At 65.0% G+C, this 26,415-nt stretch carries 27 protein-coding genes; 6 read left to right on the plus strand and 21 right to left on the minus strand.

Annotation, left to right across the window (positions count from 1 at the left end; genetic code table 11):
* Positions 1-51: 51 nt before the first annotated feature.
* The gene (gene mnmE / locus ACZ2HM_RS13940) at positions 52-1,329 is read right to left on the minus strand and encodes a tRNA uridine-5-carboxymethylaminomethyl(34) synthesis GTPase MnmE (RefSeq protein WP_470425480.1); all 1,278 of its coding nucleotides are present in this window, start codon (positions 1,327-1,329) and stop codon (positions 52-54) included.
* A gap of 16 nt (positions 1,330-1,345) precedes the next feature.
* Entirely contained in the window at positions 1,346-1,597 is a 252-nt protein-coding gene (locus tag ACZ2HM_RS13945) for a DUF6489 family protein (RefSeq protein ID WP_096063315.1), read from the minus strand.
* 157 nt (positions 1,598-1,754) lie between these two features.
* Here ACZ2HM_RS13945 and ACZ2HM_RS13950 point away from each other — a divergent pair, with 157 nt between their 5' ends.
* The gene (locus ACZ2HM_RS13950) at positions 1,755-2,456 is read left to right on the plus strand and encodes a dienelactone hydrolase family protein (RefSeq protein WP_470425481.1); all 702 of its coding nucleotides are present in this window, start codon (positions 1,755-1,757) and stop codon (positions 2,454-2,456) included.
* Positions 2,456-3,424: a quinone oxidoreductase family protein gene (locus ACZ2HM_RS13955; RefSeq protein ID WP_470425482.1), complete on the plus strand. Its 969-nt coding sequence runs from the start codon at positions 2,456-2,458 to the stop codon at positions 3,422-3,424. The genes ACZ2HM_RS13950 and ACZ2HM_RS13955 overlap by 1 nt, the downstream gene beginning before the upstream one ends.
* 78 nt (positions 3,425-3,502) lie before the next feature.
* On the opposite strand, the gene ACZ2HM_RS13960 is transcribed toward ACZ2HM_RS13955, so the two are convergent.
* Positions 3,503-4,180, minus strand: a complete 678-nt coding sequence (locus ACZ2HM_RS13960; RefSeq protein WP_043151875.1) for a TerC family protein — start codon at positions 4,178-4,180, stop codon at positions 3,503-3,505.
* 24 nt (positions 4,181-4,204) lie between these two features.
* Positions 4,205-5,461 carry a transcription termination factor Rho gene (gene rho, locus ACZ2HM_RS13965; protein ID WP_037478949.1) on the minus strand — a complete coding sequence of 419 codons (1,257 nt, stop codon included), beginning with the start codon at positions 5,459-5,461 and terminating at the stop codon, positions 4,205-4,207.
* A gap of 268 nt (positions 5,462-5,729) precedes the next feature.
* Between rho and ACZ2HM_RS13970 the strand changes: the two genes are divergently transcribed.
* Entirely contained in the window at positions 5,730-6,716 is a 987-nt protein-coding gene (locus ACZ2HM_RS13970; RefSeq protein ID WP_052027730.1) for a retroviral-like aspartic protease family protein, read from the plus strand.
* A 9-nt stretch (positions 6,717-6,725) separates the two neighbouring features.
* On the opposite strand, the gene ACZ2HM_RS13975 is transcribed toward ACZ2HM_RS13970, so the two are convergent.
* From ACZ2HM_RS13975 to ACZ2HM_RS14015, 9 genes are all read right to left on the minus strand, one after another.
* Positions 6,726-8,822 (minus strand): transglycosylase domain-containing protein, encoded by a 2,097-nt coding sequence (locus ACZ2HM_RS13975; RefSeq protein WP_470425483.1) that lies wholly within the window; start codon positions 8,820-8,822, stop codon positions 6,726-6,728.
* Between the two features lie 117 nt (positions 8,823-8,939).
* On the minus strand, positions 8,940-9,341 hold the full coding sequence (gene msrB, locus ACZ2HM_RS13980) for a peptide-methionine (R)-S-oxide reductase MsrB (RefSeq protein ID WP_470426857.1): 402 nt from the start codon (positions 9,339-9,341) through the stop codon (positions 8,940-8,942).
* Positions 9,342-9,372: 31 nt separating this feature from the next.
* Positions 9,373-10,449, minus strand: coding sequence for an NAD(P)/FAD-dependent oxidoreductase (locus ACZ2HM_RS13985; protein WP_470425484.1), 1,077 nt, complete (start codon positions 10,447-10,449; stop codon positions 9,373-9,375).
* Positions 10,446-11,120 carry a methyltransferase domain-containing protein gene (locus ACZ2HM_RS13990; RefSeq protein WP_470425485.1) on the minus strand — a complete coding sequence of 225 codons (675 nt, stop codon included), beginning with the start codon at positions 11,118-11,120 and terminating at the stop codon, positions 10,446-10,448. Before ACZ2HM_RS13990 ends, ACZ2HM_RS13985 begins: the two co-directional genes overlap by 4 nt.
* The gene (locus ACZ2HM_RS13995) at positions 11,117-12,169 is read right to left on the minus strand and encodes a type III polyketide synthase (RefSeq protein WP_470426858.1); all 1,053 of its coding nucleotides are present in this window, start codon (positions 12,167-12,169) and stop codon (positions 11,117-11,119) included. The genes ACZ2HM_RS13990 and ACZ2HM_RS13995 overlap by 4 nt, the downstream gene beginning before the upstream one ends.
* A 105-nt stretch (positions 12,170-12,274) precedes the next feature.
* A complete protein-coding gene (holA, locus tag ACZ2HM_RS14000; protein ID WP_470425486.1) occupies positions 12,275-13,300 on the minus strand; it encodes a DNA polymerase III subunit delta in 1,026 nt (341 codons plus the stop codon).
* Positions 13,297-13,797, minus strand: coding sequence for an LPS assembly lipoprotein LptE (gene lptE / locus ACZ2HM_RS14005; RefSeq protein WP_470425487.1), 501 nt, complete (start codon positions 13,795-13,797; stop codon positions 13,297-13,299). Before lptE ends, holA begins: the two co-directional genes overlap by 4 nt.
* 118 nt (positions 13,798-13,915) lie before the next feature.
* Positions 13,916-16,513 carry a leucine--tRNA ligase gene (gene leuS, locus ACZ2HM_RS14010; protein WP_470425488.1) on the minus strand — a complete coding sequence of 866 codons (2,598 nt, stop codon included), beginning with the start codon at positions 16,511-16,513 and terminating at the stop codon, positions 13,916-13,918.
* A 104-nt stretch (positions 16,514-16,617) separates the two neighbouring features.
* Positions 16,618-17,067, minus strand: coding sequence for a DUF3576 domain-containing protein (locus ACZ2HM_RS14015; RefSeq protein ID WP_096063325.1), 450 nt, complete (start codon positions 17,065-17,067; stop codon positions 16,618-16,620).
* A 244-nt stretch (positions 17,068-17,311) separates the two neighbouring features.
* Here ACZ2HM_RS14015 and ACZ2HM_RS14020 point away from each other — a divergent pair, with 244 nt between their 5' ends.
* Complete coding sequence (locus ACZ2HM_RS14020) at positions 17,312-18,037, plus strand: hypothetical protein (RefSeq protein ID WP_470425489.1); 726 nt, start codon at positions 17,312-17,314, stop codon at positions 18,035-18,037.
* Between the two features lie 113 nt (positions 18,038-18,150).
* Here ACZ2HM_RS14020 and ACZ2HM_RS14025 read toward each other — a convergent pair whose 3' ends face one another.
* Both ACZ2HM_RS14025 and ACZ2HM_RS14030 read right to left on the minus strand, forming a co-directional pair.
* Positions 18,151-18,453 carry a hypothetical protein gene (locus ACZ2HM_RS14025; RefSeq protein ID WP_470425490.1) on the minus strand — a complete coding sequence of 101 codons (303 nt, stop codon included), beginning with the start codon at positions 18,451-18,453 and terminating at the stop codon, positions 18,151-18,153.
* A gap of 19 nt (positions 18,454-18,472) precedes the next feature.
* A complete protein-coding gene (locus ACZ2HM_RS14030) occupies positions 18,473-19,042 on the minus strand; it encodes a thiamine phosphate synthase (RefSeq protein WP_470425491.1) in 570 nt (189 codons plus the stop codon).
* Positions 19,043-19,065: 23 nt separating this feature from the next.
* On the opposite strand from ACZ2HM_RS14030, the gene ACZ2HM_RS14035 reads away from it, so the two are divergent.
* Positions 19,066-19,800, plus strand: a complete 735-nt coding sequence (locus ACZ2HM_RS14035) for a YggS family pyridoxal phosphate-dependent enzyme (protein ID WP_470425492.1) — start codon at positions 19,066-19,068, stop codon at positions 19,798-19,800.
* On the opposite strand, the gene ACZ2HM_RS14040 is transcribed toward ACZ2HM_RS14035, so the two are convergent.
* Positions 19,778-22,561, minus strand: a complete 2,784-nt coding sequence (locus tag ACZ2HM_RS14040) for a TonB-dependent receptor (RefSeq protein ID WP_470425493.1) — start codon at positions 22,559-22,561, stop codon at positions 19,778-19,780. The genes ACZ2HM_RS14035 and ACZ2HM_RS14040 overlap by 23 nt on opposite strands.
* 188 nt (positions 22,562-22,749) lie before the next feature.
* Positions 22,750-23,409 carry a ligase-associated DNA damage response endonuclease PdeM gene (pdeM, locus tag ACZ2HM_RS14045; protein ID WP_037472474.1) on the minus strand — a complete coding sequence of 220 codons (660 nt, stop codon included), beginning with the start codon at positions 23,407-23,409 and terminating at the stop codon, positions 22,750-22,752.
* A 67-nt stretch (positions 23,410-23,476) separates the two neighbouring features.
* On the opposite strand from pdeM, the gene trhO reads away from it, so the two are divergent.
* A complete protein-coding gene (gene trhO / locus ACZ2HM_RS14050; RefSeq protein ID WP_470425494.1) occupies positions 23,477-24,301 on the plus strand; it encodes an oxygen-dependent tRNA uridine(34) hydroxylase TrhO in 825 nt (274 codons plus the stop codon).
* A 13-nt stretch (positions 24,302-24,314) separates the two neighbouring features.
* Here trhO and ACZ2HM_RS14055 read toward each other — a convergent pair whose 3' ends face one another.
* The 4 genes from ACZ2HM_RS14055 to ACZ2HM_RS14070 are packed head-to-tail and all read right to left on the minus strand — an operon-like array spanning position 24,315 to position 26,380.
* Positions 24,315-24,575 carry a hypothetical protein gene (locus tag ACZ2HM_RS14055; RefSeq protein WP_037472077.1) on the minus strand — a complete coding sequence of 87 codons (261 nt, stop codon included), beginning with the start codon at positions 24,573-24,575 and terminating at the stop codon, positions 24,315-24,317.
* Positions 24,576-24,580: 5 nt separating this feature from the next.
* Positions 24,581-25,321, minus strand: coding sequence for a M48 family metallopeptidase (locus tag ACZ2HM_RS14060; RefSeq protein WP_193378789.1), 741 nt, complete (start codon positions 25,319-25,321; stop codon positions 24,581-24,583).
* A complete protein-coding gene (locus tag ACZ2HM_RS14065; protein ID WP_037472073.1) occupies positions 25,278-25,715 on the minus strand; it encodes a YcgN family cysteine cluster protein in 438 nt (145 codons plus the stop codon). The genes ACZ2HM_RS14060 and ACZ2HM_RS14065 overlap by 44 nt, the downstream gene beginning before the upstream one ends.
* Complete coding sequence (locus tag ACZ2HM_RS14070) at positions 25,703-26,380, minus strand: SCO family protein (protein ID WP_470425495.1); 678 nt, start codon at positions 26,378-26,380, stop codon at positions 25,703-25,705. The genes ACZ2HM_RS14065 and ACZ2HM_RS14070 overlap by 13 nt, the downstream gene beginning before the upstream one ends.
* Positions 26,381-26,415 lie beyond the last annotated feature (35 nt).

Genomic DNA, 26,415 nt, shown 5'->3' on the forward strand with positions numbered 1-26,415 from the left:
GTAGCAGATGCAGGCCATCGCGGTCAAAAGCGTTCCACGTGGAACATCGCGCTATTTGCCGATGCAGAAGCCCGAAAAGAGACGGTCGAGCATGTCCTCGGTCCCCGCCTGTCCGGTGAGCGCATCGATCGCGCGGCGGGCCTGCCGCAGCTCTTCGGCGATGACGAGCAGGTCATCGCTGCGCCGTGCGGCGTCGACATGGGCGAGCAATTCGCCGACCCGCGCACGCTGGCGGGCGTGGAGGGCATAATCGCCCTCGCCCGGCAAGAGTTGCGCGGCGCGATCCAGCAGGGTGGTGACGAGGCTGTCCATCCCCTCCCCTGTTCGCGCGGACAATTGCAGGCCGGGTCGGGTCGGATCGCGATCGCATTGGGCGGCGATCAACAGCGCATCAGCGCGCGGCAGGTCAGCCGCATCGCCCAGCCATAGGATGATGTCCGCTGCGTCGAGCGCCGCACGCGCGCGATCCATGCCGATCGCCTCGATCGCGTCCCCAGTCCCCTCGTGCAGACCGGCGGTGTCGGTGAAGAGGAAGGCGGTGCCGCCGATTGCCGCAGGCACTTCGATGCGGTCGCGCGTCGTTCCGGCAATGTCGGACACGATTGCGGCGTCGCGCCCGACCAGCGCATTGAGCAGGGTCGACTTGCCTGCATTGGGTGGCCCCGCCAGTACGACGCGGATGCCGTCGCGCAACCGCTCAGCCGACGGCGCGGCCAATGCGGTGCCAATGTCTTCCGCAAGCGCCGCGATGCCCACACCGATCCGCTGCTCGATCGCAGCATCGGGCACATCATCCTCGTCGGAGAAATCGAGCGCGGCCTCGGCCATGGCCGACAGGTCGAGCAGATCGCGCCGCCAGCCTTCGACCCGGCGGGAAAAATGTCCCTCGGCCATCATCAACGCAGCACGGCGTTGCTGCTGGGTCTCGGCGGCGAGCAAGTCCGACAGGCCCTCGACCGCATTGAGGTCCATCCGGCCATTGAGAAAGGCCCGGCGGGTGAACTCGCCCGCTTGCGCCCGGCGCAGTCCTGGCATTGCGGCCAACGCCGCCTCCACCGCCGCGACGACAGCGCGGCCGCCATGGCAATGGAGTTCGACCAGATTCTCGCCGGTCACCGTGCCGGGGCCAGGGAACCAGAGGATGAGCGCGCGATCTAGGGGCGCGCCATCCTGCGGGTCGGTAAGCAAGGCGAGGCTGGCCTGACGCGGTGGCGGGACACGCTGGGCGAGGCTTTCCAGCGCCGCGCGGGCACGTGGCCCGCTGACCCGTACCACCGCAATCCCTGCGGGCGGCGCGCCGCTGGACAGGGCGAAAATCGTGTCAGTCATCGGCGTGGCGACGATCCTATTTCTTGTCGCCCGTCCCGCCCATGCCGGACAGACCGATATTCATCATTTGCTGGAACAGGCGCACGCCCGCATCGCCCATCGGCGAGAAACTCTTGAACAGGGTTTCCATCTGTTCGACGTTGCCGACCCCTTCGAAACTGTCGAGGACGGTGCGGATATATTTGTCGTGGATGGGCGTCACGTCGGGCAGGCCGAGAAAGGCGCGCGCCTCGGCTGGGCTGCAATCCACATCGACCGTTACCTTCATAATCCTGGCCCTTCTGGTTCTTCTATCGTCTGTCCCCCGTCATGCCGCAAACAGGCACATGGTGGCAAATTTTTTGCGTCGGTCGATGGTTGCGCGCCTACCGATGCGCCAATATGCGGGCGAGCCCCTATGGCCCAACCGCAAAGAGGAATGCGACATGACAGGCTTTACCCCGATCGAGACGCTGGAGGGCGGTGCCCGGTTCGACGCTTATGTGGCACGACCAGAAGGCGACGAGGCCAAGGCGGCGATCATCGTCATCCAGGAAATTTTCGGCGTGAACGAAGGCATCCGCCGCAAATGCGACAATTGGGCCAAGGCAGGCTATGTCGCTTATGCCCCCGACCTGTTCTGGCGCGAGACGCCGCATGTCGAACTGGATGCCGACGTGCCGGAGGAATTCCAGGCCGCGCTTGGCCATATGCAGAAGCTCAATCAGGATCAGGCTATTCGTGATATCGAAGCGACGATCAAGGCGGCGCGTGCGACGGTGAATGGCGGCAAGGTTGGGCTGGTCGGCTATTGCCTTGGCGGGCGGCTGGCGTTCATGGCGGCGTGCCGTACCGATGGCGATGCGTTTGTGTCCTATTATGGCGTCGGGATCGACGGCTTGCTGGGCGAAGCGAAGGCGATCGGGAAGCCCGTCATGCTCCACATTCCGACCGCCGATCATTTCGTCCTGCCGGATGCGCAGAAGGCGATGCATGACGGGCTGGAGCCGAACCGCCATATTGTCCTGCATGACTATGACGGGCTGGACCATGGGTTCGCCGCCGAGATGGGCAGCCGACGCGACGAGGAAGCGGCTGAGCTGGCCGACCAGCGCACCGCCGATTTCTTCGCCGAGCATCTCGCCTGATGGTCGATGCCTGGCGGATGGTGGCCCGCAGCCATGGCGGGCCGGAGGTCATCGCGCGCGAGGATTTCGATCCGGGCGTGCCGGGTGACGGCGAATTGCTGATCGCGCAGAAGGCGATCGGGCTGAACTTCATCGACACCTATTATCGCACCGGCCTCTACCCTGCCCCCCTCCCTACCCCCTTGGGGTCGGAGGGGGCAGGGCATGTCGTTGCGGTCGGGCCGGGCGTGTCGGGTTTTGCCGTCGGCGACAAGGTGGGCTGCGCGCATGGACTGGGCGCCTATGCCAGCCACCGCATCGTCGCGGCCGAGCGCGCAGTGAAGATCCCCGATGGCGTGTCGAGCGAGGATGCTGCGGCGATGATGCTCAAGGGCATGACCGCCTGCTATCTTGCCGAAGACACGGTCGATCTGGCGGCCGGGCAGGTAGCGCTGGTCCATGCAGCGGCGGGCGGGGTCGGGTCAGTCCTGGTGCCGTGGCTGCGGGACAAGGGCATCGTGGTCATCGCCCATTGCGGGTCGGCGGAGAAGGCCGCGCTGGTCGATGCCGACCATAGCCTCCATGGTCCCTTCGCCGATCTGGCCGCGGCCGCTCGCGACCTGACCGGCGACCAGGGCGTCGATGTCGTCTATGACGGTGTCGGCAAGGATAGTTGGGCGGCTTCGCTGGCCAGCCTTAAGCGCCGTGGGTTGATGGTAAGCTATGGCAATGCGTCAGGCGCAGTGCCGCCGATCAGCCTGCTGGACCTGAGCAAGGGCGGGTCGCTCTATGTCACGCGGCCGACGCTTTTCGACTATGTCGCAACGGCGCAGGCGCTGGCGCATACGGCCGACCGGCTGTTCGACCGGATGCAGCGCGGCGTGGTGCGCGCGGTGATCGGTCAGCGCTTCGCGCTTGCCGATGCACCAGAGGCGCACCGGGCACTGGAGGCACGGCAGACGACCGGCGCGACGATCCTGCTACCCTGATTGGGGCGGATAGCAGACACAAAAAAGGGGGGCGAAACCATGATGGTTTCGCCCCCCTTTTTACGTCGGATCAGCGGCTTAGCGGAACAGTTGCAGCAGCCCGACTTCCTGATCAGTGATGCCGGTATAGATCATCGTGCTGGCGACATAGAGGATGACCAACAGGCCAACCCAGGCGATCCAGCGATAGCGCTCGATATATTTGGCGATGATGTTGGCAGCGATACCCATCAGGCCGACGGCAATCACCAGCCCGACCATCAGGATGCCCGGATGATCGCGCGCCGCACCAGCGACGGCCAGCACATTGTCGAGGCTCATCGACACGTCAGCCACGGCGACCGCCCAAGCGGCGGCGGCGAAGCTCTTGGCGGGCTTCATGCCAGAATGTTCGTCGCCTTCGATTTCCGGCGACCCGGCGCTTTCGCCGCCATGGCCGATTTCGCGATACATTTTCCAGGCAACCCAGAACAGCAAGACGCCGCCCGCAAACACCAGGCCGATCAGCTGCAGCAACTGCGTCACCACCAGCGCAAAGCCGATGCGCAGCACCAGCGCGGCGATGATCCCGATCAGGATCACCTTCTTGCGCTGATCGGCGGGCAGGCCCGCCGCCAGTGCGCCGATGACGATCGCATTGTCGCCCGCCAGCACGATGTCGATCAGGATCACCTGGCCAAAAGCCAGCCAAGCCGATCCACTGCCGGAAAACAGCCCGGCAAAATCCGTGACAATATGGCCCCAAATGTCGGTCATGTCCGTCTAGTCCCCTTCACGCCGTCACTGGTTCATCGAATCGAAGAAATTCTCGTTGGTCTTCGAATCCTTCATCTTGTCGAGCAGGAACTCCATCGCGTCGATCGTGCCCATCTGCATCAGGATGCGGCGCAGCACCCACATCTTGCTGAGCGTGCCCTTATCGACCAACAGCTCTTCCTTGCGGGTGCCGGACTTGCCGACGTCGAGCGCCGGGAAGATGCGCTTGTCCGCGACCTTGCGATCCAGCACGATTTCCGAGTTGCCGGTGCCCTTGAATTCTTCGAAGATGACTTCGTCCATGCGGCTGCCAGTGTCGATCAGCGCGGTGGCGATGATGGAGAGCGAGCCGCCCTCTTCGATATTGCGCGCGGCACCGAAGAAGCGCTTGGGCCGCTGCAGCGCATTGGCGTCCACACCGCCGGTCAGCACCTTGCCCGAAGACGGGACGACGGTGTTGTAAGCGCGACCGAGGCGGGTGATGGAATCGAGCAGGATGACGACATCCTTCTTATGCTCGACGAGGCGCTTGGCCTTTTCGATCACCATTTCGGCGACCTGGACGTGGCGGGTGGCAGGCTCGTCGAAGGTGGAGGAAACGACCTCGCCCTTCACGCTGCGCTGCATGTCGGTGACTTCTTCCGGGCGTTCGTCGATCAGCAGGACGATCAGGAAGACTTCGGGATGATTGTCGGTGATGGCCTTGGCGATATTCTGCAACATCACCGTCTTGCCGACGCGCGGTGGCGCGACGATCAGCGTGCGCTGGCCCTTGCCCTGGGGCGAGACGATATCGATGACGCGCGCCGACTTGTCCTTCTGGGTCGGATCGCCCGGATCGAGCGTCAGCTTGGATTCGGGATAGAGCGGCGTCAGATTGTCGAAATTGACGCGATGACGGACCACATCGGGATCGTCGAAATTGACGGTGTTAAGCTTCACCAGCGCGAAATAGCGCTCGCCATCCTTGGGCGCGCGGATTTCGCCGTCCACCGTGTCGCCGGTGCGCAGGCCGAAGCGGCGCACCTGGTTGGGGGAAACATAGATATCGTCGGGACCGGCCAGGAAGTTGGCTTCCGGGCTGCGCAGGAAGCCGAAGCCATCGGGCAGCACTTCGATCGTGCCTTCACCCATGATCTGCTCGCCATTTTCCGCCTCGGCCTTGAGGATCGCGAACATCAGATCCTGTTTGCGCAGGGTCGACGCACCCTCGACGCCCAGTTCCTCGGCAAGCTGCACGAGGTCGGCGGGCGCTGTTTTCTTAAGGTCCTTGAGATGCATTGCGAGTCGGTCCGATGACGAGAGGGAGACAGGCGCCGGAAACGGCGAGAAACAGGCGAGCAGGACGCTGCCAGACGCTTGCCGCGAACAGGCAAGGTCGATCGTGCGCGCATTTAGCGAGGCGCGGCCCGCCAAGTCAAGGCGGGAGTGCGCCAGACGGGTGCGGAAAGGGCGGCGCGGCGGCGATTCGGGGCCAAGGGTGGCGCTGGCGCGATGACCCGGATTCATGCTATAGCGGGAGCATAAGATAAGCGGAAAGGATGCGGACATGAGACGGCACCGCGCAGGGCTTTGCGCCGTGCGCTTCGCGGGACTGGCGATCGGGCTGGCGACAGCCTGGATGCCATTGGCCGCGCAGGACGTCCCCGCGCTCGATCCCGACACTCCGCCGGCCGTCGTCCGCACCGGCCCCTCGCTCGATGCGCGGGTGACGATCCCCATCCATATCGACGGCAAAGGGCCGTGGAACTTCATCATCGATACCGGGTCGCAGCGAACCGTGATCGCGCGCGATCTGGCGGAGCGGCTGGCCCTCCCCGCGCGCACCAACGTCACCATCATCAGCATGACCGGCCGGTCGGAAGCGACGACGGTCGCGGTGCCGCGACTTGGCTTTGCGGGCGGCACGATCGACGATATCGAAGCGCCGGTTCTGGAGGGCGAGCATCTGGGCGCGCCGGGCCTGCTGGGGCTGGACAGCCTGCATGCCAAGCGGGTGACACTGAATTTCCGCAGCGGACAGATGGCCATCGCCAGCAGCAATGCGCGGCGCAGCGCTAGGGTCGATCCCGATACGATCGTGGTGGAGGCGCGGCGCAAGCGCGGTCAGTTGATACTGCTCGATTCCAACGTCAACGGCATGCGCGTCGCCATCATGCTCGACACCGGCACCAATTTCAGCATCGGCAATATGGCGCTGCGCAACAAGCTGATCGCCAAGAAGCGCGCGCCCGAATTGCTCACCGCGTCGCTGACCAGCGTGACCGGCGGGACGCTGACCGGCGAAGTGGGGCGGATCAAGGCGGTGCGGATGGGCCGGGTCAACCTGATCGACGTGCCGGTGCTGTTCGTCGATGCCAGCCCCTTTGCGGAACTGGGCATGGCCGACAAGCCGGCGCTGCTACTGGGCATCAGCGCGTTGCGTCTGTTCGACCGGGTCGCGATCGACTTCGGCCGGGGCAAGGTGGACTTCCTGCTGCCCGATGCAAGGGCGCTCGACAAGACGCAGTTGGCGGCGAACGATGTCGGCCCTTAGGCGCGCGCCTCAAGGATAAGGGTTGGGACGCGGGGGTGGCTGGCGCTGGCGATCACGGTCGCGGCCCAGCACATTGTCGATCCATTGCTGGTCGATCTGCTGGGGCGGCTGTTGCCGATCCTCCGGGTCCACCTCAAGCTGTTGCTCGTCACTCTCTTCTTCCATCGCCGGGGGACGGGAGCGTTCGATCGGGAATCCATTTTCATCGACCATCATGCCGCCTTCGGCCTCCCCATCAGGCGTGCCATAATAGGCTTCCTCGTCCGGCTCCAACTGCCATTCGGGCAAGGTGACTTCGGTTTCGAACTGTTCCACGGGGCGTTTGGCGACGGCGACCTTCATATAATCGGCAAAGGCGCGGGCGGGGGCACGGCCGCCCTGCAACACGCCCACGGCGCGCGCATCGTCGCGACCCATCCATACGCCGGTCGTGATGCCGCTGGAAAAGCCCAGGAACCAGCCATCCTTGTTGCTGCTGGTCGTGCCGGTCTTGCCTGCTACGGGGCGGCCGATCTGCGCGGCCTTGCCGGTGCCGGTGGATACGGCGGTCTGCATCAGGTCGGTCATGCCCGCCGCGACCCAAGGCGCAACCAGCACGCGGCTGGTATCGTCCTGATGCTCGTAGAGCAGGCGGCCGTCCGCCGTCGTCACCTTGGTAATGCCATAGGGGGTGACGGCAATGCCCTTGCGCGCGATCGACGCGAAGGCGCGGGTCATGTCGATCAGGCGGACGTCCGACGTGCCCAGCACCATCGAGGGATGGGTGTTGATCGGCGTCGTCACGCCAAAGCGGCGGGCCATGTCGGCGACGGTCGGGAAGCCGACCTCGACACCCAGCTTCGCCGCGACCGTGTTGATCGAATAGGCGAAGGCGGTGCGAATATCGATGTCGCCCGAAAAGCGCCCGGAACTGTTGCGCGGCTTCCAGCCGTTGATGTCCACCGGCTCGTCCGTGACGCCGGTGTCAGGCGTATAGCCCGCCTCCAGCGTGGCCATATAGACGAAGATCTTCCACGCCGATCCCGGCTGCCGCGTCGCTGTGGTCGCGCGGTTATAGTTGGACGTGACATAATCAAGGCCGCCGACCAGCGCCCGCACCGCGCCATCGCGGTCCAGGCTGACCAGCGCGCCCTGCGTACCCGACGGCACATTGGCCTTAACCGCCGCCGTCGCCGCATTTTGCATGCTGAGGTCGATGGTGGTGTAGACTTCCAGCGGTTCGTTGGACTCGTCGATCAGCACATCGAGTTGCGGCAACGCCCAGTCGGTGAAATAGCGCACGCTGTTCTGCGGCGGTTCGGGCGCGAGCGCGACATTGGCAATGTCGGCCGCCGCCTTGTCCGCCGCGCTGATGACGCCATTCTGCACCATCAGGTCCAGCACCACGCCAGCCCGGCCGATGGCAGCTTCGGCATCGGCGGTGGGGGAATAGCTGGACGGAGCCTTCACCAGCCCTGCGACGATCGCCGCTTCTGGCAGGTCGAGCGTCGTGGCGGGATGGCCGAAAAATTTGCGGCTGGCCGCATCGATGCCGTAGGCGCCGCCGCCGAAATAGACTTTGTTGAGGTACAGTTCGAGTATCTGCCGCTTGGAGAATTTGCGCTCCAGCGCCAGGGCCAGCACCATCTCGCGGATCTTGCGGCCGAAACTATAGCTGTTGTTGAGGAAGATGTTGCGCGTCACTTGCTGGGTGATGGTCGATGCGCCCTGCAGACGGCGGCCGGTGCCGCGATTTTCGACCGCGACCCAGGCCGCGCGTGCCATGCCGACCGGATCGACGCCGGGATGATGATAGAAGCGCTTGTCTTCGGTCGACACCATCGCGTCGATCATGACCTGCGGGATCTGGTCATAGTCGAGCCAGCGGCCAAAGCTCGGCCCCAGCGACACGATCACGCTGCCATCGGCGGCATGGACGCGGATCATCTGGCCATTGGGGGAGGATTTGAGGCTGCCATAATCGGGCAGCGACTGGAGCGCGATGACGACCGCGATCACGATCGCCAGCAGGCCCGCCACCGCCGCCGCCACGCCGATCTTCACCGTGCGCAGCGCCCATGTCTTCGCGCGGCTGGGCGCGCCCTTGCTCTTGCCTGATCCTGCCATCTGTGCTGCCCCGGATACGCGCTAATCCCGGCCCCGGCCAGCGTGATTCAGACGCTTTGCCGGGAAAATTGCCGTGATCGTCTCCATGACGAAAGCCGCTTTACACGGGATGAACGGTTAGTCGTCCTGGCGCGGTTTGAAGTCGAGCGAGGCGCTGTTCATGCAATAGCGTAGGCCGTTGACGCCCGGACCATCGGGGAAGACATGGCCCAGATGCCCGCCGCACTTGGCGCAGCGGACCTCGGTGCGGACCATGCCATGGCTGACATCGCGGATTTCCTCGACCGCGTCGATATCCACTGGCGCGGTGAAACTGGGCCAGCCGGAACCGCTGTCATATTTTTCCTCGGCATCGAACAATTCGGTGCCGCAGCCCGCACAATAATAGCGGCCATCGACCTTGTTGGCGTTGAGATTGCCGGTAAAGGCGCGCTCGGTGCCGCCTTCGCGCAGCACATGATAGCGTTCGGGCGAAAGGCGCGCGCGCCACTCCGCATCGGTCAAAGTCAGCTTTTCCATGGCGGCAATATGGGTGCGCAGAGCGCGCCGATCAAGCATCCGCGATGCGGGTAAGGCGCATGGCGAGACCTGCGGCCCCCGGTGTTGCGCTCAGGACACGGAGCAGGCCGGGATAGCGCCCCAGCGCGCGAAAACCCGCCGCCGCGCGCAAGGGCAACAGCGCTCGCCGCCCGAAATGGCGCTGGTAACGCTCTGCGCCGTCGCGTCCCTGCGCCTGCCATTGCGCCACGGCTTCTGCGGCGCTGGCGAGCGCGATACCGATCCCCTCCCCCGCCAAAGACGGGATCACCGCGGCTTGATCGCCAAGTCGATAGAGCCCCGGCCAGGTCGTGGTTGCGCGCCAGCCATAGGGGACATCGCCGATCGCATCGATGCTGGCGTGGGCGGGCACATCCCCCAGCCGATCAGCCAGCGCAGACGATCGATCGGCCAGCGCCGCGATCAGGCCGAGCGGACGGCCGCCCGCTGCAGCCAAGCGGCTCTTGCGCACGGCCATGCACAAATTGGCGCTGCCATCCTCTTGCAACAACAGGCCGGCATAGCCGCCCTCGACCCAATGCAGTTCGATGCGGCCGCCGATCAGGCGTTGGCGCGCAGGGCTGGCGGGCAGGCGCAGCCGCAGGCCGAGTTCGGGGTCTGCGCCGTCACGGGGCCGCGCCGCGCCGCGCACATCATGCTTGCCGGTGGCGAGGAACAGGCTGTCCCAGTCAAACGCTTGCCCATCATCCAGGGTGATCGCGGTCGGCGTCAGCGTCCGCACGGCATGGCCCAGCCGGAATGTCACCCCTGCCTCGGTCGCGGCGGCGCGCAGCAGCGTGTCGAGCCGATGCCGCGACAGGCCCATGCCCGGCGCCGGGAGCGGCAGCTCTATTTCTTGCCCACCTGCAAACAACGCCAGCCGGTCGATCCGGTGGCCGCCGAGCATGGCCGCGTCGATGCCCAGGGCCTCGATCTGCGCGATGGTCGCCCAGCTTAGAAACCCGCCGCACAGCGCATCCCCCGGCACCTGTTGCCGATCGATCAGCAGCGGCTCCGCCCCCAGCCGTGCGAGCCGCAGCGCTGCCGCTGCACCTGCCGGGCCTGCGCCGAGGATCAGCGGCGGGGTCATCGCTGGCGCGCGACGCAGAGCCGGAAGGGGAAGACACGCTCGATGCGCGCATCGTCGATATGCGCCGCCGCCAGCATCGCTCGCCATTCACCGGGCACGAAGCTGCGCGCGATCGACAATTGCCCGTCGGCGCGGACGATGGGATGGACGCCCAGCAGGCGGGCGAGCAGCGGATAGCCATGATAGGCAAAGCCGTGGCGATGCAGGTCGTTGACGAACCACCCCATGCGCGCCTGATCCTCCATGAAATGCAGGAACGCCAGCCGCTCCGCCTCATCCATATGGTGGGTGACCAGGCTGGAGATAATGATGTCCCATGGTTCATCCGCCAGCGCGGCATAGTCGCCGGTGCGATAGTCGATGGCCAGCGCCGGGCCAGAGCGCGCCTGCGCCACGGCCTGGCTACGCGAGTTGAGGTCGATGCCGACAAGCGTGCAGGCAATGCCACGCCGCTTCGCCCAGGCCGCGATCCGCCGCAGCATGCCGCCGTCGCCATAGCCGACATCGAGCAGCCGGAACTGGCCGGTTACCGCGCGATCGAGAAAGCGGAGCGTTGGCCGCGCCGCCAGCGTGACGCGATTGACCCGGTCGAGATCGGCCAGCACCCGCGCATAGACGGCTTCGGGCAGGTCGGCCGCATCCATCTGCTCTGGCGCCAGCGATCGCTTCATACGTCCGCCCGGTGGAAGGTCAGCCCTTCGGCCGCAAGCCCCGGCCCGAAGGCCAGCGCCATCCCCTGCCCGCGCGCATCGCCCGCCAAGATGCGCGCCAGCACGAACATCAGCGTCGCCGACGACATGTTGCCAAAGGCGCGCAGCACGGCGCGGCTATGGTCGAGCGCGTCGGGGGCGAGATCGAGCGCGCGCGCCACCGCGTCCAGGATCGATCGGCCCCCGGCATGGACCGCCCACAGATCGACGCTGTTCGCGGGAATCGGCAAGGCGATCGTGCCGGCGAGCGCCTGCGCGATCGCGCCGGGGACTTCGCCCGACAAATGCATGGCGAAACCATGATCGCCCAGATCCCAGCGGATCAGCGCCTCCGTATCGGGCACGGTCATGGCGAAGGGCTGGCCGAGCGTAATGCCGCCCGGCCCCGCGCTCACCAGCGCCGCCGCCGCGCCATCGCCAAATTGCAGCATGGCCAGCAATGGTTCGACCCGCGCATCGTCTTGCAAATGCAGGCTGCTGAGTTCCACGCACACCACCAGCACGCGCGCATCCGGTTCCGATCGCACGATATGGCGCGCGGATCGCAACGCGACGATGGCGGCATAGCAGCCCATATAGCCGACCATCAGCCGCTCGACCGTCGGGTCCAGCCCCAGCATCGTCACCAGCTTCTGGTCGATTCCCGGTGCGATGAAGCCCGTGCAACTGGCGACCACCAAATGGGTGATGCCGTCGATCGCCACTTGGTCGGCCAGAGCCGCCACCGCGCGCGTGGCGAGGATCGGCGCGGCGTCGGCATAGATGGCCATGCGCTGCGCCGTGCTCGGCCATGACCCGCCGTAAAAGCCGCCTTGCGCGGTCGGCGATCCAGTACCGCCATCCAGCACCGACCAGCGATGTTCGATCCCGCTGCGCTGCGCCATCCGCGTGAACAAAGCCCGTTCGCGCCGGTCGGCGATCCGCGCGCCTGCCCAGTCGATGAAGGCCGGGTGGATGTCGGTATCCGGGACGGCCGTGCCGATGGCGTGGATCGTGGCGGGAAGGGAAATGATGCGCTGCCTTTGTTGCGCGCGGACGCGGTGGGCCGGTCATACCACCAAGTCGCGACCTGTTCAGCCCTTCAAAGCGCCCAGACCCGCCCTATCGTTCCCGCCCTATCGTTCCCGCGCCGCCTGCCGCGCGATGGTCAGCAATTCGTGACGCACCAGCAGGTCGCCCGTGCCCCGGCCCGACCGGGTGGCGCGTTCGGCTTCCAGCAGGCGCTGGATCACGCGCGCGATGCCATGGCTGTCCCACAGCCGCACTTGCCGCGACACCAGCCCTTTTTCCTTCCAGAACACGGCCTTGCCCGCCGCCTCCATGGCCGTTTCCAGCCGTCCGCTGGCGTCGAAGCTGGTGCGGATATTGGCGATCAGCATCGCGCGGGTCATCAGCGGACGGATGACCGAGGCCATCGCCGTGCTGGTTTCCTGCAGGCGCGTAAGTTCATTGTGCATGGCCTTTAAGTCACCACCCAGCACCGCATTGACCAGCGGCGCGACCTCCGTATCGGGATTATCCGCCGACAGCGCATCCAGCGCCTCCGCCGTCGCTTCGCACGGCCGGTCGGGCGCGGCGTCGAGATAGAGGATCAGCTTTTCGACCTCGCCCTGCATCAGCGCGCGATCACCATTGGCGAGCGCCACGATCCGCCGTGCGAGGTCCGACGAGAGGCGCAGGCCGCCTTCGCGGGCGATGGCGATGGCGATCTGCTCGGCCTCGCGCGCGTCGGGCTGGTAGGAGATGAAGGCCAGCGTCGCCTTATGGTCCAGCGCCAGCTTGAGCAGCTTCGACGTGGCCTTGAGCGCGCCCGCCACGGCTACGACCGGATTGCCCGCCGCCGGGCTTTCGAGCAGCGCGGTCAGCGCGGGCAAGGATTCCTCCCCCATGCCATTGACGCGAATCCAGCGCCGGTCGCCGAACATGGAAAAGGACGCGGCTTCATCCGCCAGCCGGGCGGGATCGTCGCGCAGCGTCGATCCATCGAGGTCGATGCGTTCGGCCTGCGGCCCCATCGCCCGCTCCAACCGCTTGAGCAGCGCCTGGCTGCCCGCATCGTCGGGACCGTAGAGCAGGAAGAAGCGGACGTCAGCCGGCGGGGCGTCGAGCGCCTTTTCGATCTGGCCGCGATTGGCCTTCAAGGATTGGCCGCCTTGCGTGAAAACAGCGCGAGCCGGGTGACGATCTGATCCGCCACCGTCTGCGACAGCCGCTCCAGTGCCGTGTCTTCGGCCGCGATCGTCGCATATTCGCTGGATGTCACGTCAATGCCCGCGTCCGACCCGGCGGTGTCATCCAGGATTTGCGCACCGGTCGCTTCGTCGATCAACTGGTAACGCGCGCGCAGGGTGCGCCGTTCGCGGGTGACGGCGGCGTCGGCGCGCAGACCGAAGCCGGTGATCTGGTCATCCAGTTTCACGACCAGACGATAGCGCGGACCGCTGCCGCCGCTCATCGCCCCCAACCGATCGTTGAGCGCATTGCGGACCAGCCAGCCGCCGCGCCCTTCGATCGGTGCGACATCGACATTGCCCAACGCCTGCGCGACCGCGCCCTGCGTTCCCCCGCCATAGACCGGGCGAAGGCCGCAGCCGGTCAGCAGGAGGGGGATGGCGAGAAGGGGGAGGAGACGCTTCATCCGCCTTCCATAGCCGCTGCATCGATCAATTCAAACAGTGCTCCTGCGAAAGCAGGAGCCCAGAGTCGAATGGCGTGCCCTGCATCCTGGGCTCCTGCTTTCGCAGGAGCACCGACGGTCAAATAACCAGATTCACCAGACGATCGGGCACGACGATGATCTTCTTAGGCGTAGCGCCATCCAATATCCGCATGACATTCGGGGCGGCGAGCGCGAGCCGCTCCAGTTCGTCTTTCGCCGTCCCCTTGGGCACGGTGATGGTGTCGCGCAGCTTGCCCATCACCTGGCAGGCAATGGTCACTTCATCGTCAACCAGCAACGCCGGATCGACCGTGGGCCAAGCGGCATCGGCGATCAGGCCGGTCTCGCCCATGTCGGCCCAGGCTTCTTCGGCCAGATGCGGCGTCATCGGCGCGACCAGCAGGGCGAGCGCGCGGATCGCGGCGTTGCGCGATGCGGACGGCGCGGCTTTCTCGACCGCGTTGGCGAGTTCGTAGATCTTGGCGACCGCCTTGTTGAAGGACAGCGCCTCAATATCCCTGGCGATTCCGTCGATCGTCTGGTGCAGCTTGCGGTCGAGCGGCTTGTCGGCGCCTTCTGCGCCCGCTTCGATCTGGCCGAAGAGACGCCACAAGCGATTGACGAAGCGCCACGATCCCTCGATCCCGCTTTCGGTCCAGGGCAGGTCGCGTTCGGGCGGGCTGTCCGACAGCATGAACCAACGGACCGCGTCCGCGCCATATTGGGCGATGATGTCATCGGGATCGACGACATTCTTCTTGGACTTGGACATTTTGACGACCCGGCCGACAATAGCTTCGCGTCCGGTTGCGATTTCAAAAACCTTGTCACCACGCCTTTCAATCTCGGTAGGCGCAAGCCAAGGACCTATTTCGGTCATTTCGATCGTAGAATCATAATCGATGTCCGGCCAAAATCCTCTAAATTCGTACTCTGTCATCGTTCTTACGACATCTGGCCTTTTGTACGTCTCATGCGTCACCATCCCCTGCGTGAACAGGCCGGTGAACGGCTCGGCAAAGCCCAATTGCCCCATATGCTGCAACGCCCGCGTCCAGAAACGCGCGTAGAGCAGGTGCAGGATCGCATGTTCGACCCCGCCAATATATTGGCCGACCGGCAGCCATTTTTCGACCGTCGCGCGGTCGAACGGCTTGTCCTTGGGCTGGCTGGCGAAGCGGATGAAATACCAGCTCGAATCCGCGAACGTATCAAGCGTATCGGTTTCCCGCACCGCCGCCTTGCCGCAGGACGGGCAATCCACATGCTTCCAGGTCGGATGGCGATCGAGCGGGTTGCCCGGAATGTCAAAGGTCACGTCTTCGGGCAGCACGACCGGCAATTGCGCCTTGGGCACCGGCACCGCGCCGCAGGTCTCGCAATGGATCACCGGGATCGGCGTGCCCCAATAACGCTGGCGCGATACGCCCCAGTCGCGCAGGCGGAACACGGTCTTGCCCGCGCCCCAGCCTTCGCCTTGCGCCCGCGCGATGACAGCAGCCTTCGCATCCTCCACGCTCATGCCGTCCAGGAAGCGGCTGTTCACCAGCTTACCCGGCCCGACATAGGCTTCATTGTGGATCGGTTTGGCTTCGTCACCCTCCGCAGCCACGACACGTTCGACGGGCAGCATATATTTGCGCGCGAAGTCGAGGTCGCGCTGGTCATGCGCGGGGACGCCCATCACGGCGCCAGTGCCATAGTCCATCAGCACAAAGTTCGCGATGAACACCGGCAACTGCCAGTCGGGATCGAACGGATGCGTGACGGTCAGGCCCGTGTCGAAGCCCAGCTTCTCCGCCGTTTCCAACTCGGCCGCCGTCGTTCCGCCCGCCTTGCACAGGTCGATGAAGGTCTGCGCGTCCGGGTTTGCGGCCGCGACTTGCTGCGCCACCGGATGATCGGCGGCGATCGCAACGAAGCTGGCGCCAAAGATCGTGTCGGGCCGGGTCGAATAGACCTCGATCGCCTGGTCGAACGGTGCGACCGGCTTGAAGTGGAACTGCAGGCCGACAGACTTGCCGATCCAATTCTCCTGCATCGTCCGCACCTTTTCGGGCCACTGGTCGAGGCTCTTCAGCCCTTCCAGCAGATCGTCGGCGAACTGGGTGATCTTGAGGAACCATTGCGACAGCTTGCGCTTCTCGACCGTCGCACCCGACCGCCAGCCCTTGCCGTCGATCACCTGCTCATTGGCCAGCACGGTCATGTCGACCGGGTCCCAATTGACCGCGCTTTCCTTGCGATAGACCAGGCCCGCTTCCAGCATGTCCAGGAACAACGCCTGTTCATGGCCATAATAATCGGGGTGGCAGGTCGCGAGTTCGCGGCTCCAATCCAGCGCAAAGCCCAATTTCTTGAGCTGCGTCTTCATGTTGGCGATATTCTCATAGGTCCATTTGCCGGGATGAACCTTTTTTTCCATCGCGGCATTTTCAGCCGGCATGCCAAAGGCGTCCCAGCCCATCGGGTGCAGCACTTCATGCCCCGTCATCCGGCGGAACCGCGCCAGAACGTCGCCCATCGAATAGTTGCGGACATGGCCGATATGGATGCGGCCCGACGGATAAGGGAACATCTCCAGCACATAGCTGCGCGGCTTGTCCGACATATCGTCGGCCTTGAAGCTCTGCTGCTCGTCCCAGATCGCCTGCCAGCGGGCGTCGGCCTCCAGCGGATTGAAGCGCCTTTGCATGTTCACGTCCTACCCAAATGCGAGGGGGCTGGGCCTTTGCAAGCCCAGCCCCGAACCGTCAAAAAACTTGGGCTTCGCCTGCGCGCCGCCCAAGCGAAGAAGAATCAGCCGCCAATCGACGTGCGGCGCAGGTCGCGGGCCTTGGTCAGGATCACCTCTTCCAGCTTCTGCACGGTCGCGGCCTTGACCGGCGCGTCGAGCCACTGGCCATTCTGGCTCACCTGGCGGCTGGCCGCGACGCGCAATGCGTCGGCGCGCAGATCCTGATCCAGGATCGACACGGTCAGCTTCATCCGCTCATTGGGGCTGTTGGGGTTGGCGTACCAGTCGGTCACGATCACGCCACCGTTCGAATCGGTCTGCACCAGCGGCATGAAGGAAATCGTGTCGAGCGCCGCGCGCCACAGATAGGCGTTGACGCCGATCGTCGTCACTTTCGACGCGGCAAGGTCCGCCTTGGGCCGATCCTTGGACCCGCCACCGCAGGCGGCCAACGGCAAAAGCGCGGCCAGCAGCAGGCCGGCGGAAACAGGGGCGGGAAAACGGCGGACCATCAGGCATGTCCTAGCTTGGAAAATGACGAAAAACAGGCTGCTTCTATAGTGGCCATGCAGCGTTGGGCAAGGGGCGCTGCATCAGGACGCTGCGATCCTCGCTTCGCCGTGCCATCGCTGCCTTTTCAAACTCTGTGTGTTCCTTGCAACAGCTCCGACAAAAAGCCCGCCGCCCCCTAGCCAATGGAGGCTTTCCGCGTGTAGAGCGTTACACATAACAAGGAACAGGGGCGAGAATCGGGTCATGCGCGTACAAAGGGGACATCTGGCATTGGCGGGAGCGGCATTGACCGTGACCGGCTTCATGCTGTCTCCCGCGATCGGCGCGGCCAACAAGCTCGTCCAGATGCAGATCGACGCACCCGTGTCGCTCGGCGCTCTGGGCAGCATCTCTTCCTTCACCCCCACGACCAAAGACCCACAACTGGCCGCCGCTTATGCGAAAATCGCGGCGTCCGCCAACCGCCAGGGCTTTCGTTTCACGCCGACCAGCGGCTCGCTGAGCGGCGAACGGTCGATCACCGTGATGGTCCGCGCCAGTGGCGAACGCCCATCGGTGACTCGCACGATCGACCCGATCGACATCAAGCCGGTCGCGTTCAGCCTGAACGGTGCGCAGAACTGGCGCAAGTTCGCGCTGCCCGAATCGCTCGGCCGCAAGCCGCTCGATCCGGTGCCGGTCGAAACCATGGTCGATGCCAAGAATTTCTCGCTGGATGACGCCAAGAAGGATCGCTTCAGCACAAAGATGCTGATCGAAACCCGCCGCGACGCCGTCACCGCGACGCGCAACCCCGGCGCGGAGAAGGATTATTCGCTGGATCTCGCCAGCTCCTACTCGCTGACGCGCAACCTGAACGTCACGGCCGGCGTGCGCTACAACAATAACGTCGCGGGTCGCCTGACCCCGATGACCGACGACCGGCAGGACAGCCAGGCCGTCTATCTGGGCACCATCTTCAAATTCTGATCGGCCTGCGGGTTGAGTGAAGATCGGCGGTTGATCTAATGGTCAACCGCGCAGGTTGCTTCGTCCTTTCAGAATTTGCGGTTTATGTCGGATCGTTGCGCAACCGGCCGTGATCATGCGCGATCGGCGAACCAGCCCGCTAATGCGGAAATCGCGGTGGCAAGGACAGCCAACAGGCCCAGAAACAAGAGAGCTACGGGCCACAAGACATCCGCATCATTGTTTATCCACAGGATGGGAAGCTGGGCGAAGGTTAACAACGCGCCTGCGTACCAGCCATGGCTCTTGCGCAACCAGCCTGCAATCCCGGATAGAAGAAGCGAAACGGGATACCAAAGCGTCCAGTAACCGGCTGCGTCCCACGGTTCCGCGACGCCTGCAATCTGACAAACAAGCTGCCAGTAGAGCCCGCCCATAAGGCACAGAGCGGCTACGCTAAACAATCGCGTTGCCCCCCACCAGCCCATCGATCGCCGCCCAGCCATCCGCGCCGACCCCCCGCAGCATCCTTTGGTGCTGCGGCTTCACCCCGCCCAGAGCCATCACCGGCCTATCCGCCTGCCGCGCCAGGGCGGCGAAGCGCGCGCGGCCAAGGCTTGCGGCCCCCGGATGCGATCGGGTGGGGAAGAGGGGCGATACGAAGACCATGTCCGCCCTGCCCCGCCGCGCGGCCCTCATCTCGCGCGCGTCATGCGCGGCCATGCCGTGCAGCATCGGTCGCCCTGCCTGCCGCGTGTCGCGCCCATGCCAGCCATCGGCCAGCCACGCGGCCGCCATCTGCGCATCGCCCGCCAGCAGCAGCACCAGCCGTCGCCGCCGCGCCACGCGCCGCACCGCTTCAAACAACGCCCGCCGCGCCTTCCCTTCCGTCCGGTAATGCCGGAACACGATTCCCGCTCGCCCCTTGGGCAAGCGCGCCACCGCCGCCAGCAACGCCGCGTCGGCGACCCGCTCGTCGGTCATCAGCCAGATTGTCGGCAGTTTTTTGCGGTGGCGGCGGGTCATGACCCTGTCCTATAGCAGCGCGCATGACGACCGACAGCCCGCAAGCCGCCCTCCGCCTCTCCGCCCTGCGCGACGCCATCGATCGGGCTGCGCGCCTGACCGATCGCAGCGGCGAGGATATCACCCTGATCGCCGTATCCAAGACGCAGAGCGCCGACGCCATCCGCCCGCTGATTGCGGCGGGGCAGCGCGTATTCGGCGAAAATCGCGTGCAGGAAAGCCAGGAGAAATGGCCAGCACTGCGCGACGAGCACCCCGATATCGCGCTGCATCTGGTCGGCCAGTTGCAATCCAACAAGGCGGCCGATGCGGTAGTGCTTTTCGATGTCATCCACAGCCTCGATCGTCCCTCGCTGCTGACGGCACTGGCCAAGGCGATGGATACGGCTGGCAAACGCGTGCCCTGCTATATCCAGGTCAATATCGGCGCGGAGGCGCAAAAGGGCGGTTGCGCCATTGCCGACGTGCCCCCGCTGATCGCCGCCGCGCGCGACGCCGATATTCCGCTGCTCGGCCTGATGGCCGTCCCGCCAGCGGATGTCGAACCCGCCCCCTATTTCGCGCTGCTCGCAAAAATGGCGCGGGAGGAGGGCCTCCCGCGCCTGTCGATGGGTATGTCGGGCGATTATGAAACCGCCATCATGCTGGGCGCGACCGATATTCGTGTCGGCACTGCCCTGTTCGGCGATCGTCCAACCCCCGCCCGCCCCGTGCCCAAGAGCGGGCGGGGAATGATCAGAAACTCCCCCGCAACGTGATGCCATAGGTGCGCGGTTCGGCGAGATAGGCAGAGATCAGCTGATTGGCCATCGGCGCACCCTGGGCGAACTGGCCCGTGGTCGAGGTCGCCGGGCTGCTCGACTGGAGCGGGCTGCTGAACGCCACCTGGGTATAATCCTGGTTGAAGATATTCTGGCCCCAGAATTCGATCGCCCAGCGCTGGTTCGGCCCACGCAGGCCGACGCGCGCATTGACGACGGTGAAGCCGTCCTGATTCTTCTCCGGGAACAGGTCCGACCCGGTGTTGAAATCGCTGGTCATGCGGCCATCGACATAGAAGAGTGCCGACAGGCCGCTCGTGCCGATGTCCGGTGTCCAGGCGGCGCTGGCGGTCGTCACCATCTTGGGCGCATTGCTGTTGATCGATCCCGGCAACAGGAACAGGGCCGGGTCAAGCGGCACGCTGCCATCGCCGCTGCCGACCAGACGGCTGGCGAACTTGGCTTCGGCATAGGTGAAGCCGCCGGTCACGCGGAAATTGCGCGCCGGGGTGGCGGTCATTTCCAGTTCGACGCCCTGGCTGATCAGCCCAGGCCCGACATCGTCCGAGCCGCAGGTCCGCGCCGCCGACAGCGCGCTGTCGCAGCCATTGATATTCTGCACGACGAAGCTGGTGCCGTTGAAGGTGTTCAGCTGGAAATTCTTGAACTCCTGGCGGAAGGCGGCGACGTTCGCGCTCCATTTGGGCTGGCTGTATTTCAGGCCGATTTCGAACGCATCGACCTTTTCGGCGGCAAAGCGCAGACTGGCGACGTCGGCATTGCTGCGCGGTGAAAAGACCGCCGGAATGGCATTGAGGCCAGTCGATCCCAACTGGAAGCGGTCGAGGTTGAAGCCGCCCGCCTTATAGCCCTTCGAATAGCTGCCATAGAGCAGCAGATCGTCGGTCGCCTTCCACGACAGGACCGCCGTGCCCGACAATTCGCCGTCGCTGATCTTGTCATTGAGGTCGAGCGCGTTGAGGCTGGTCGAAGCATTGCCGAGGCATCCGAGCGTCAGGATTCCGCCCGCCAGCGCTGCCGCGCTGCCCAGCGCCGGGTTGGTAGCCAGGCCCGGCAAAGCGGAGGACTGCAACGCCGCGCAGGTCGCGTTATTATTGTTGAGGTCCGCCGAAAAACGCTTGCTTTCATGGGTGTAGCGCAGGCCCAAGGTCAGATCGAGCCGGTTGGTGACGTGGATGATATTATGGGTGAAGATCGCCCAATTTTCGCTCTTCTGGCGATAGATAGATCCGGTGTCGCCGGTGCCTGACGGAATCGCGGCCAGAGCGCGCAGGCCGTTACCCAAGCCCGTCGAGATCGCGCCCGCCTGGCCCGCCGCAACGGCGGCTGGCAGGCCGGCATTGATGAGGGCTGCGGTCAGCCCGGCGTTGAGATTGGCCTGCGTCCCCGCGATCAGCGGCTGAGTGGCAAGGCCACTACCGCAAGCGGCGAGCTGCTGCGCGGTGAAATTACTGTTAACGCTGGCTCCTGCCATCAGGCGGCAGGCGGCAAAGCGACCATAGTCCGCGCCGAAACGGATATTATCCTGCAAAGTCAGCCGTTCATTGGCATAATAGCCACCGACCAACCAGTCGAGGGCATCGCCAAAGGCAGAACCCTGCGCCCGCAATTCCTGCGTGAAGGTTTTGAACTGGCGATAAGTGTTGGGGTCGCGGTAGAGCAGGTCGGCGCGATTATAGTCATAATCGCCATAGTCGCTCGACTTGTAATCGCGATAGGCGGTGATGCTGGTCAGCTTCACGCCGCCCAGATCATAATTGATCTCACCCGATACGCCCCAATCCTTCAGCTTGCTGACATAATCGCGGCCAGGCGTGATGGTCAGTTCCCGGTCATAGGGGTCGGCGGCGATTACACTGCCCTGCCCTGCCAGGATCGCGGCAATGCGATTGAACGGCGCATCGGTGTAGCCGCCACCTGCGGCCGGGCGGCGCTCGCGCGCTTCGGTATAGGCCGCGCCGCAGCAGCTTTCGTCGCGATTGGTATAATCGCCGATCAGGCGGATCGACAGGTCGTCATTCGGCTCGATCAGCGCCTGTCCGCGCAGGAAATAGCGATCACGGTCATTGGTGTCGCCCACGGTAGCGCCAGCGGTGTCGACCAGTTTGTAGAAGCCATCGCGCTTGGACCATACACCATCCAGGCTGAGCGCGATGCCATCGGCGATCGGCCCGGTGACGCGACCCGACAGCCGCCAATAATCATAATTGCCATAGGTGATCTCACCCTTGGCGCTGAACGTCTGTTCGGGAGCCTTGCTGATGATGTTGATCAGACCCGCCGACGCATTGCGGCCGAACAACGTGCCCTGCGGCCCGCGCAGCACTTCGACCCGTTCGATCTCGCCCAGTTCGTTGAGGCCCGCGCCGGTGCGCGAGCGATACACGCCGTCGATGAACACCGCGACCGAGCTTTCGAGGCCGGGATTGTCGCCGACCGTGCCGATGCCGCGGATACGCGCCGACGCATTGGCTTCGGACCCGGTGGAGGAAACAAGCAGCGAAGGGGCGAGCTGGTTGAGGGTGCGGATGTCGCTGGCGCCGCTATTCTGCATCGCTTGCGCGCTGACGGCGGACACGGCGATCGGCACGTCCGACAACGGACTGGCGCGGCGGGTGGCGGTGACGATGATCTCGGCCGCATCCTGCTCGGCGACGTCCTGCGCCTGCGCGCCGGTTGCACCCATGACGAGCGCAATCACCGCAGCGGTCGATGCCCAAAGGCTCTTGTTGGTCATGATGGTCAATCCTCTCCTGCCCGCGCGGCTTTTTGCCGGGTCGGGACGTGCGGGTGATTATGCTGCCACAGCCGGGTTAAGGCAATAGACCCTAGCTTTTCTGGGCTTTTTTGCGGATGCGATGACAGAATGTTCATGCCCTGTTGCTTATCGGCAACGGCTTAATTTCCGGTTTCCGTAGCGTCGCCTTACGATAACGGAAAGCGGAGCATTCGGTCGGCAACCGGCACCAGCGCGGCTGCACCCGGCCCCACGGCACGCCGAATCTCGCCATGGCCCGCATCCAGCCCGCCGGTGAGCGCGCCGAGCGCAGGCAGAATCAGCTTGGTATCCGACGCGACGAAGCAGCGCCGCGCCACATGCCGCCCGCGCAGCGACAGGCGCAGCTTGGGATGAAAATGGCCGGATATTTCGGGCCGAACATCCTGGGGGGCTGCTTCATGCCGCAGCCATATTCCCCCGACCTCCGCCTCGGCGACCCGGCGCCCCCCAGGCATCGCCGCCACGCCGACGTCATGATTGCCAGTGATCCAGGTCCAGTCCAACCGCTGCGTCAGCGCATCCAGCCGCCCACGCGCCTGCGGGTCCAGCCGCGCCGCGCCATCGGCATCATGGAAACTGTCGCCCAAGGACCAGACCGCCCGCGCGCCGGTCCGCGCCACCAGCGCCTCGATCACGTCCAGCGTCGCCTGGCTGTCATGGGGGGGCAAGAACTGGCCGAAACGCGCGTACCAGCTTGCCTTTTCGAAATGCAGATCAGCCACCAGCAGCGCACCGTGCAAGGGCCAGAATAGCGCGGCTTCCGGCAAGGCCAGAAAGTCGTGCCCCGCGAACGAAAGGGGAACCATGGCCCCGCCTATGCGCCTGTCCGTGCCCGCTTTCAAGAGGCGGCGCAAAGCCCTATAGGCCACCGCCATGTCCTATACCGTCGCCGCCCTCTACCGGTTCGCCACTCTGGCCGATCCCGACGCCATCGCCGCCGATCTGCGCGCGCGCTGCGTCGATCTTGGCACCTGCGGCACGCTGATCGTCGCGCGCGAAGGGATTAACGGTACGGTGGCGGGCAGCGCCGACGCGGTCGCGACGCTGGTCGCCCATATCCGCACCCTGCCCGGCTGCGCCGACCTGGACGTCAAATATTCCGCCGCCAACAGCGCGCCCTTTGCGCGGATGAAGGTGAAGGTGAAGCCGGAGATCGTCACGCTGGGCGTCGGCGACCTTGATCCTGCAAGCCAGGCGGGCACGCATCTCGACCCCGCGGCATGGAATACGCTGATCGCCGATCCCGACACGATCCTCATCGACACGCGCAACGCCTATGAGGTCGCGATCGGCACGTTCGAAGGCGCGATCGACCCCGAAACCCGCGCCTTTCGCGATTTTCCCGGCTGGTTCGACGATTTCGCGCAAAATCTCCGCGATCAGGGCCGGACGTCCAAGATCGCGATGTTCTGCACCGGCGGCATACGCTGCGAAAAATCCACCGCGCTGGTGAAGGCGCGCGGCTTCGATGACGTCTATCATCTCAAGGGCGGGATATTGCGCTATCTGGAGGAAATGCCGGAGAGCGAAAGCCGCTGGCAGGGCGATTGCTATGTCTTCGATGAGCGGGTCGCGGTGGGCCATGGCCTGAAGCTCGGCGACTATAGCACCTGCCGCGCCTGCGGCCTGCCCTATCCCAACGACGCCGAGCATATGTGCGCCGCCGACGGATCAGGAGTGTGGCCACACCGAGGTTAGAATCACCCACGGATTAAGGCACCGTCTCCACCAACTCCGCTATCTCGAAACTATAGCTTTTCCAGCCCCGCATCCGCGCGCCATCCTCGGCCGCCGCGCGTTTCTTCTTCGCCTCAGCCAGCGATCGCGCATGGCCCCAGAACACCTCGGTCTTGCCATTGTCGAGCAAGGCGACGATCCGCCAATAATGGGTGAAGGGGTCGGCCGTAGGCCCGATCGTCTTGACATAGCCGTCCGCCATCGTGGCCGTTAGATAGCGTTTCTTACGCGCCATGCCCCCTACCCCATATAGCGATGCAGCCCGGCCCCATGCGCACGCAGCCAGGCGCGCGCGGGCTTCGGGTCCGCGCCATAAATGCGCACATGGGCGGCGTGAAAGGCCGGACTGTGGTCCATATGCAGCAGGTGTGCGAGTTCATGCGCCACCGTCGCCCGCCGCACCTCTGGCGGACACAGGATCAACCGCCAGCTATAGCGGATCGCGCCCGACGATGTGCAACTGCCCCAGCGGCTGCGCGGATCGCCCACGCCCACCGATGCGACGATCAACCCATGGTCGCGCGCCAATTCCTGTGTCTCGGTCTCCAGCACCGCTTTGGCCCGCCGCACCAGCCAGCGCAGCACCCGCGCGCTCACCGATTCCGCCGCGCCACCCAGCAGCAGCCGGTCACCCTCCAGCCGGATCGTGCGGCTCGCCCCCGCCTCCCAGCAGATGCGCACCTCGCGCCCCTCCAGCGGAAAGACCGCGCCATCGCTCAGCGGCGTCAGCACCGGTTGTCGCGCCAATTGCTGCCGCACCCAGACCTCATGATCCTGCGCCCAGCCCAGCGCCCGCTTCAAATTCGCGCGTACCGGCATCGACAGCCGCACTTCGCCACGCGTCCCGTCGATCGTCAGCCGATAGGCGCGCGCCCGTGACGATCGGCGCACCCGCACCGGCGTCGGCACGCCATCGATCAGGATCGCGGCGTCGGGATCAGATATCCCGGTCGACAAGATGATTCTCCCAGTCGCCCGCATCGGCCTCCGCCACGGTCCACCCCCGCACCGATTCGCGCGCGCGATGCACCGCTTCCCGGTCGCCGGACAGCAGATAATGCCAATCGGGCAGCGGCAGCCCCTCCCCGCGCAGCCGATAGGCGCAGGTGCGCGGCAGCCAGCTGATCTGGCGCACCTTGGCCGGAGTCAGCCGCACGCAATCGGGCACGAATTTGCGGCGGTCCTTGTAATTGCTGCACTGGCCGCTTTGCCGGTCGAGCAAGCGGCAGGCGACATTGGTGGGATAGATGCGCCCGCTATCCTCATCCTCGGCTTTATGCAGGCAGCATTTGCCGCACCCGTCGCACAGGGCTTCCCACTCAGCCCGATCGAGCTTGTCGAGCGGCTTTTCCCAGAAGGGTGTCACTTGATCCATTTTTGCAAGAACGCCAGCACCTTGTCCGGCGCGCCCTCGTCCACGTCCGGCGTGCCGGGATCATCCACCGGGACCAGCGCCACCGGCTTGCCGTCGGGATCGAACAGATAGGGCGTGCGGCTATGCCCGACCAGATAATCGCTCGCCCCCGCGACCTTCTCGCTATTGTAGATGACGACGAAATCCTTGGCGACCTTGGCGATCTGATCGGGTTTCCCGGTCAGGCCGATGAGGCGCGGATGAAAGGCCGCGACATAGGTTTTTAGGACAGCGGGCGTATCGCGCGCGGGATCGACGCTGATCAGGATCGGCTGCACCTTGGCGGCACGCTGTGGCGCGGCCTTCTCGAATTGGGCAAAGGCCTGCATGATCCGCTGCAGATCGACCGGGCAGACATCGGGGCAATAGGTATAGCCGAAATAGACGATCCGATACTGGCCCTTATAGTCGTCCCAGCGCGCAGGCTTGTCGTCCTGATCGGTCAGGGTGAAGGGCGCGCCGATGCGCGCACCGGCCAGTTCGCCCTGCACGCTGTCGCCGCTTGATGCCCCGCTTGATGCCCCGCTTGATGCATTGCCGCCAGCGCCCATATTACAGGCAGCCAGCAGGGCGAGGCAGGATAGGGTGAAGAGCATCCGGGCTTTGTTCATGGCGTGGCCAGCCATGCCCTGCTAGGGATGGATTTGCAAATGCAACGGGG

This window comes from Sphingobium sp. KKT206, assembly GCF_055640555.1.

What these genes read in the sequence shown, in the direction of transcription:
- mnmE (WP_470425480.1), bottom strand. Translation starts at nt 1,329, where the DNA reads ATGACTGACACGATTTTCGCCCTGTCCAGCGGCGCGCCGCCCGCAGGG.
- ACZ2HM_RS13945 (WP_096063315.1), bottom strand. Translation starts at nt 1,597, where the DNA reads ATGAAGGTAACGGTCGATGTGGATTGCAGCCCAGCCGAGGCGCGCGCC.
- ACZ2HM_RS13950 (WP_470425481.1), top strand. Translation starts at nt 1,755, where the DNA reads ATGACAGGCTTTACCCCGATCGAGACGCTGGAGGGCGGTGCCCGGTTC.
- ACZ2HM_RS13955 (WP_470425482.1), top strand. Translation starts at nt 2,456, where the DNA reads ATGGTCGATGCCTGGCGGATGGTGGCCCGCAGCCATGGCGGGCCGGAG.
- ACZ2HM_RS13960 (WP_043151875.1), bottom strand. Translation starts at nt 4,180, where the DNA reads ATGACCGACATTTGGGGCCATATTGTCACGGATTTTGCCGGGCTGTTT.
- rho (WP_037478949.1), bottom strand. Translation starts at nt 5,461, where the DNA reads ATGCATCTCAAGGACCTTAAGAAAACAGCGCCCGCCGACCTCGTGCAG.
- ACZ2HM_RS13970 (WP_052027730.1), top strand. Translation starts at nt 5,730, where the DNA reads ATGAGACGGCACCGCGCAGGGCTTTGCGCCGTGCGCTTCGCGGGACTG.
- ACZ2HM_RS13975 (WP_470425483.1), bottom strand. Translation starts at nt 8,822, where the DNA reads ATGGCAGGATCAGGCAAGAGCAAGGGCGCGCCCAGCCGCGCGAAGACA.
- msrB (WP_470426857.1), bottom strand. Translation starts at nt 9,341, where the DNA reads ATGGAAAAGCTGACTTTGACCGATGCGGAGTGGCGCGCGCGCCTTTCG.
- ACZ2HM_RS13985 (WP_470425484.1), bottom strand. Translation starts at nt 10,449, where the DNA reads ATGACCCCGCCGCTGATCCTCGGCGCAGGCCCGGCAGGTGCAGCGGCA.
- ACZ2HM_RS13990 (WP_470425485.1), bottom strand. Translation starts at nt 11,120, where the DNA reads ATGAAGCGATCGCTGGCGCCAGAGCAGATGGATGCGGCCGACCTGCCC.
- lptE (WP_470425487.1), bottom strand. Translation starts at nt 13,797, where the DNA reads ATGAAGCGTCTCCTCCCCCTTCTCGCCATCCCCCTCCTGCTGACCGGC.
- leuS (WP_470425488.1), bottom strand. Translation starts at nt 16,513, where the DNA reads ATGCAAAGGCGCTTCAATCCGCTGGAGGCCGACGCCCGCTGGCAGGCG.
- ACZ2HM_RS14015 (WP_096063325.1), bottom strand. Translation starts at nt 17,067, where the DNA reads ATGGTCCGCCGTTTTCCCGCCCCTGTTTCCGCCGGCCTGCTGCTGGCC.
- ACZ2HM_RS14020 (WP_470425489.1), top strand. Translation starts at nt 17,312, where the DNA reads ATGCGCGTACAAAGGGGACATCTGGCATTGGCGGGAGCGGCATTGACC.
- ACZ2HM_RS14025 (WP_470425490.1), bottom strand. Translation starts at nt 18,453, where the DNA reads ATGGGCGGGCTCTACTGGCAGCTTGTTTGTCAGATTGCAGGCGTCGCG.
- ACZ2HM_RS14030 (WP_470425491.1), bottom strand. Translation starts at nt 19,042, where the DNA reads ATGACCCGCCGCCACCGCAAAAAACTGCCGACAATCTGGCTGATGACC.
- ACZ2HM_RS14035 (WP_470425492.1), top strand. Translation starts at nt 19,066, where the DNA reads ATGACGACCGACAGCCCGCAAGCCGCCCTCCGCCTCTCCGCCCTGCGC.
- ACZ2HM_RS14040 (WP_470425493.1), bottom strand. Translation starts at nt 22,561, where the DNA reads ATGACCAACAAGAGCCTTTGGGCATCGACCGCTGCGGTGATTGCGCTC.
- pdeM (WP_037472474.1), bottom strand. Translation starts at nt 23,409, where the DNA reads ATGGTTCCCCTTTCGTTCGCGGGGCACGACTTTCTGGCCTTGCCGGAA.
- trhO (WP_470425494.1), top strand. Translation starts at nt 23,477, where the DNA reads ATGTCCTATACCGTCGCCGCCCTCTACCGGTTCGCCACTCTGGCCGAT.
- ACZ2HM_RS14055 (WP_037472077.1), bottom strand. Translation starts at nt 24,575, where the DNA reads ATGGCGCGTAAGAAACGCTATCTAACGGCCACGATGGCGGACGGCTAT.
- ACZ2HM_RS14060 (WP_193378789.1), bottom strand. Translation starts at nt 25,321, where the DNA reads ATGCGGGCGACTGGGAGAATCATCTTGTCGACCGGGATATCTGATCCC.
- ACZ2HM_RS14065 (WP_037472073.1), bottom strand. Translation starts at nt 25,715, where the DNA reads ATGGATCAAGTGACACCCTTCTGGGAAAAGCCGCTCGACAAGCTCGAT.
- ACZ2HM_RS14070 (WP_470425495.1), bottom strand. Translation starts at nt 26,380, where the DNA reads ATGGCTGGCCACGCCATGAACAAAGCCCGGATGCTCTTCACCCTATCC.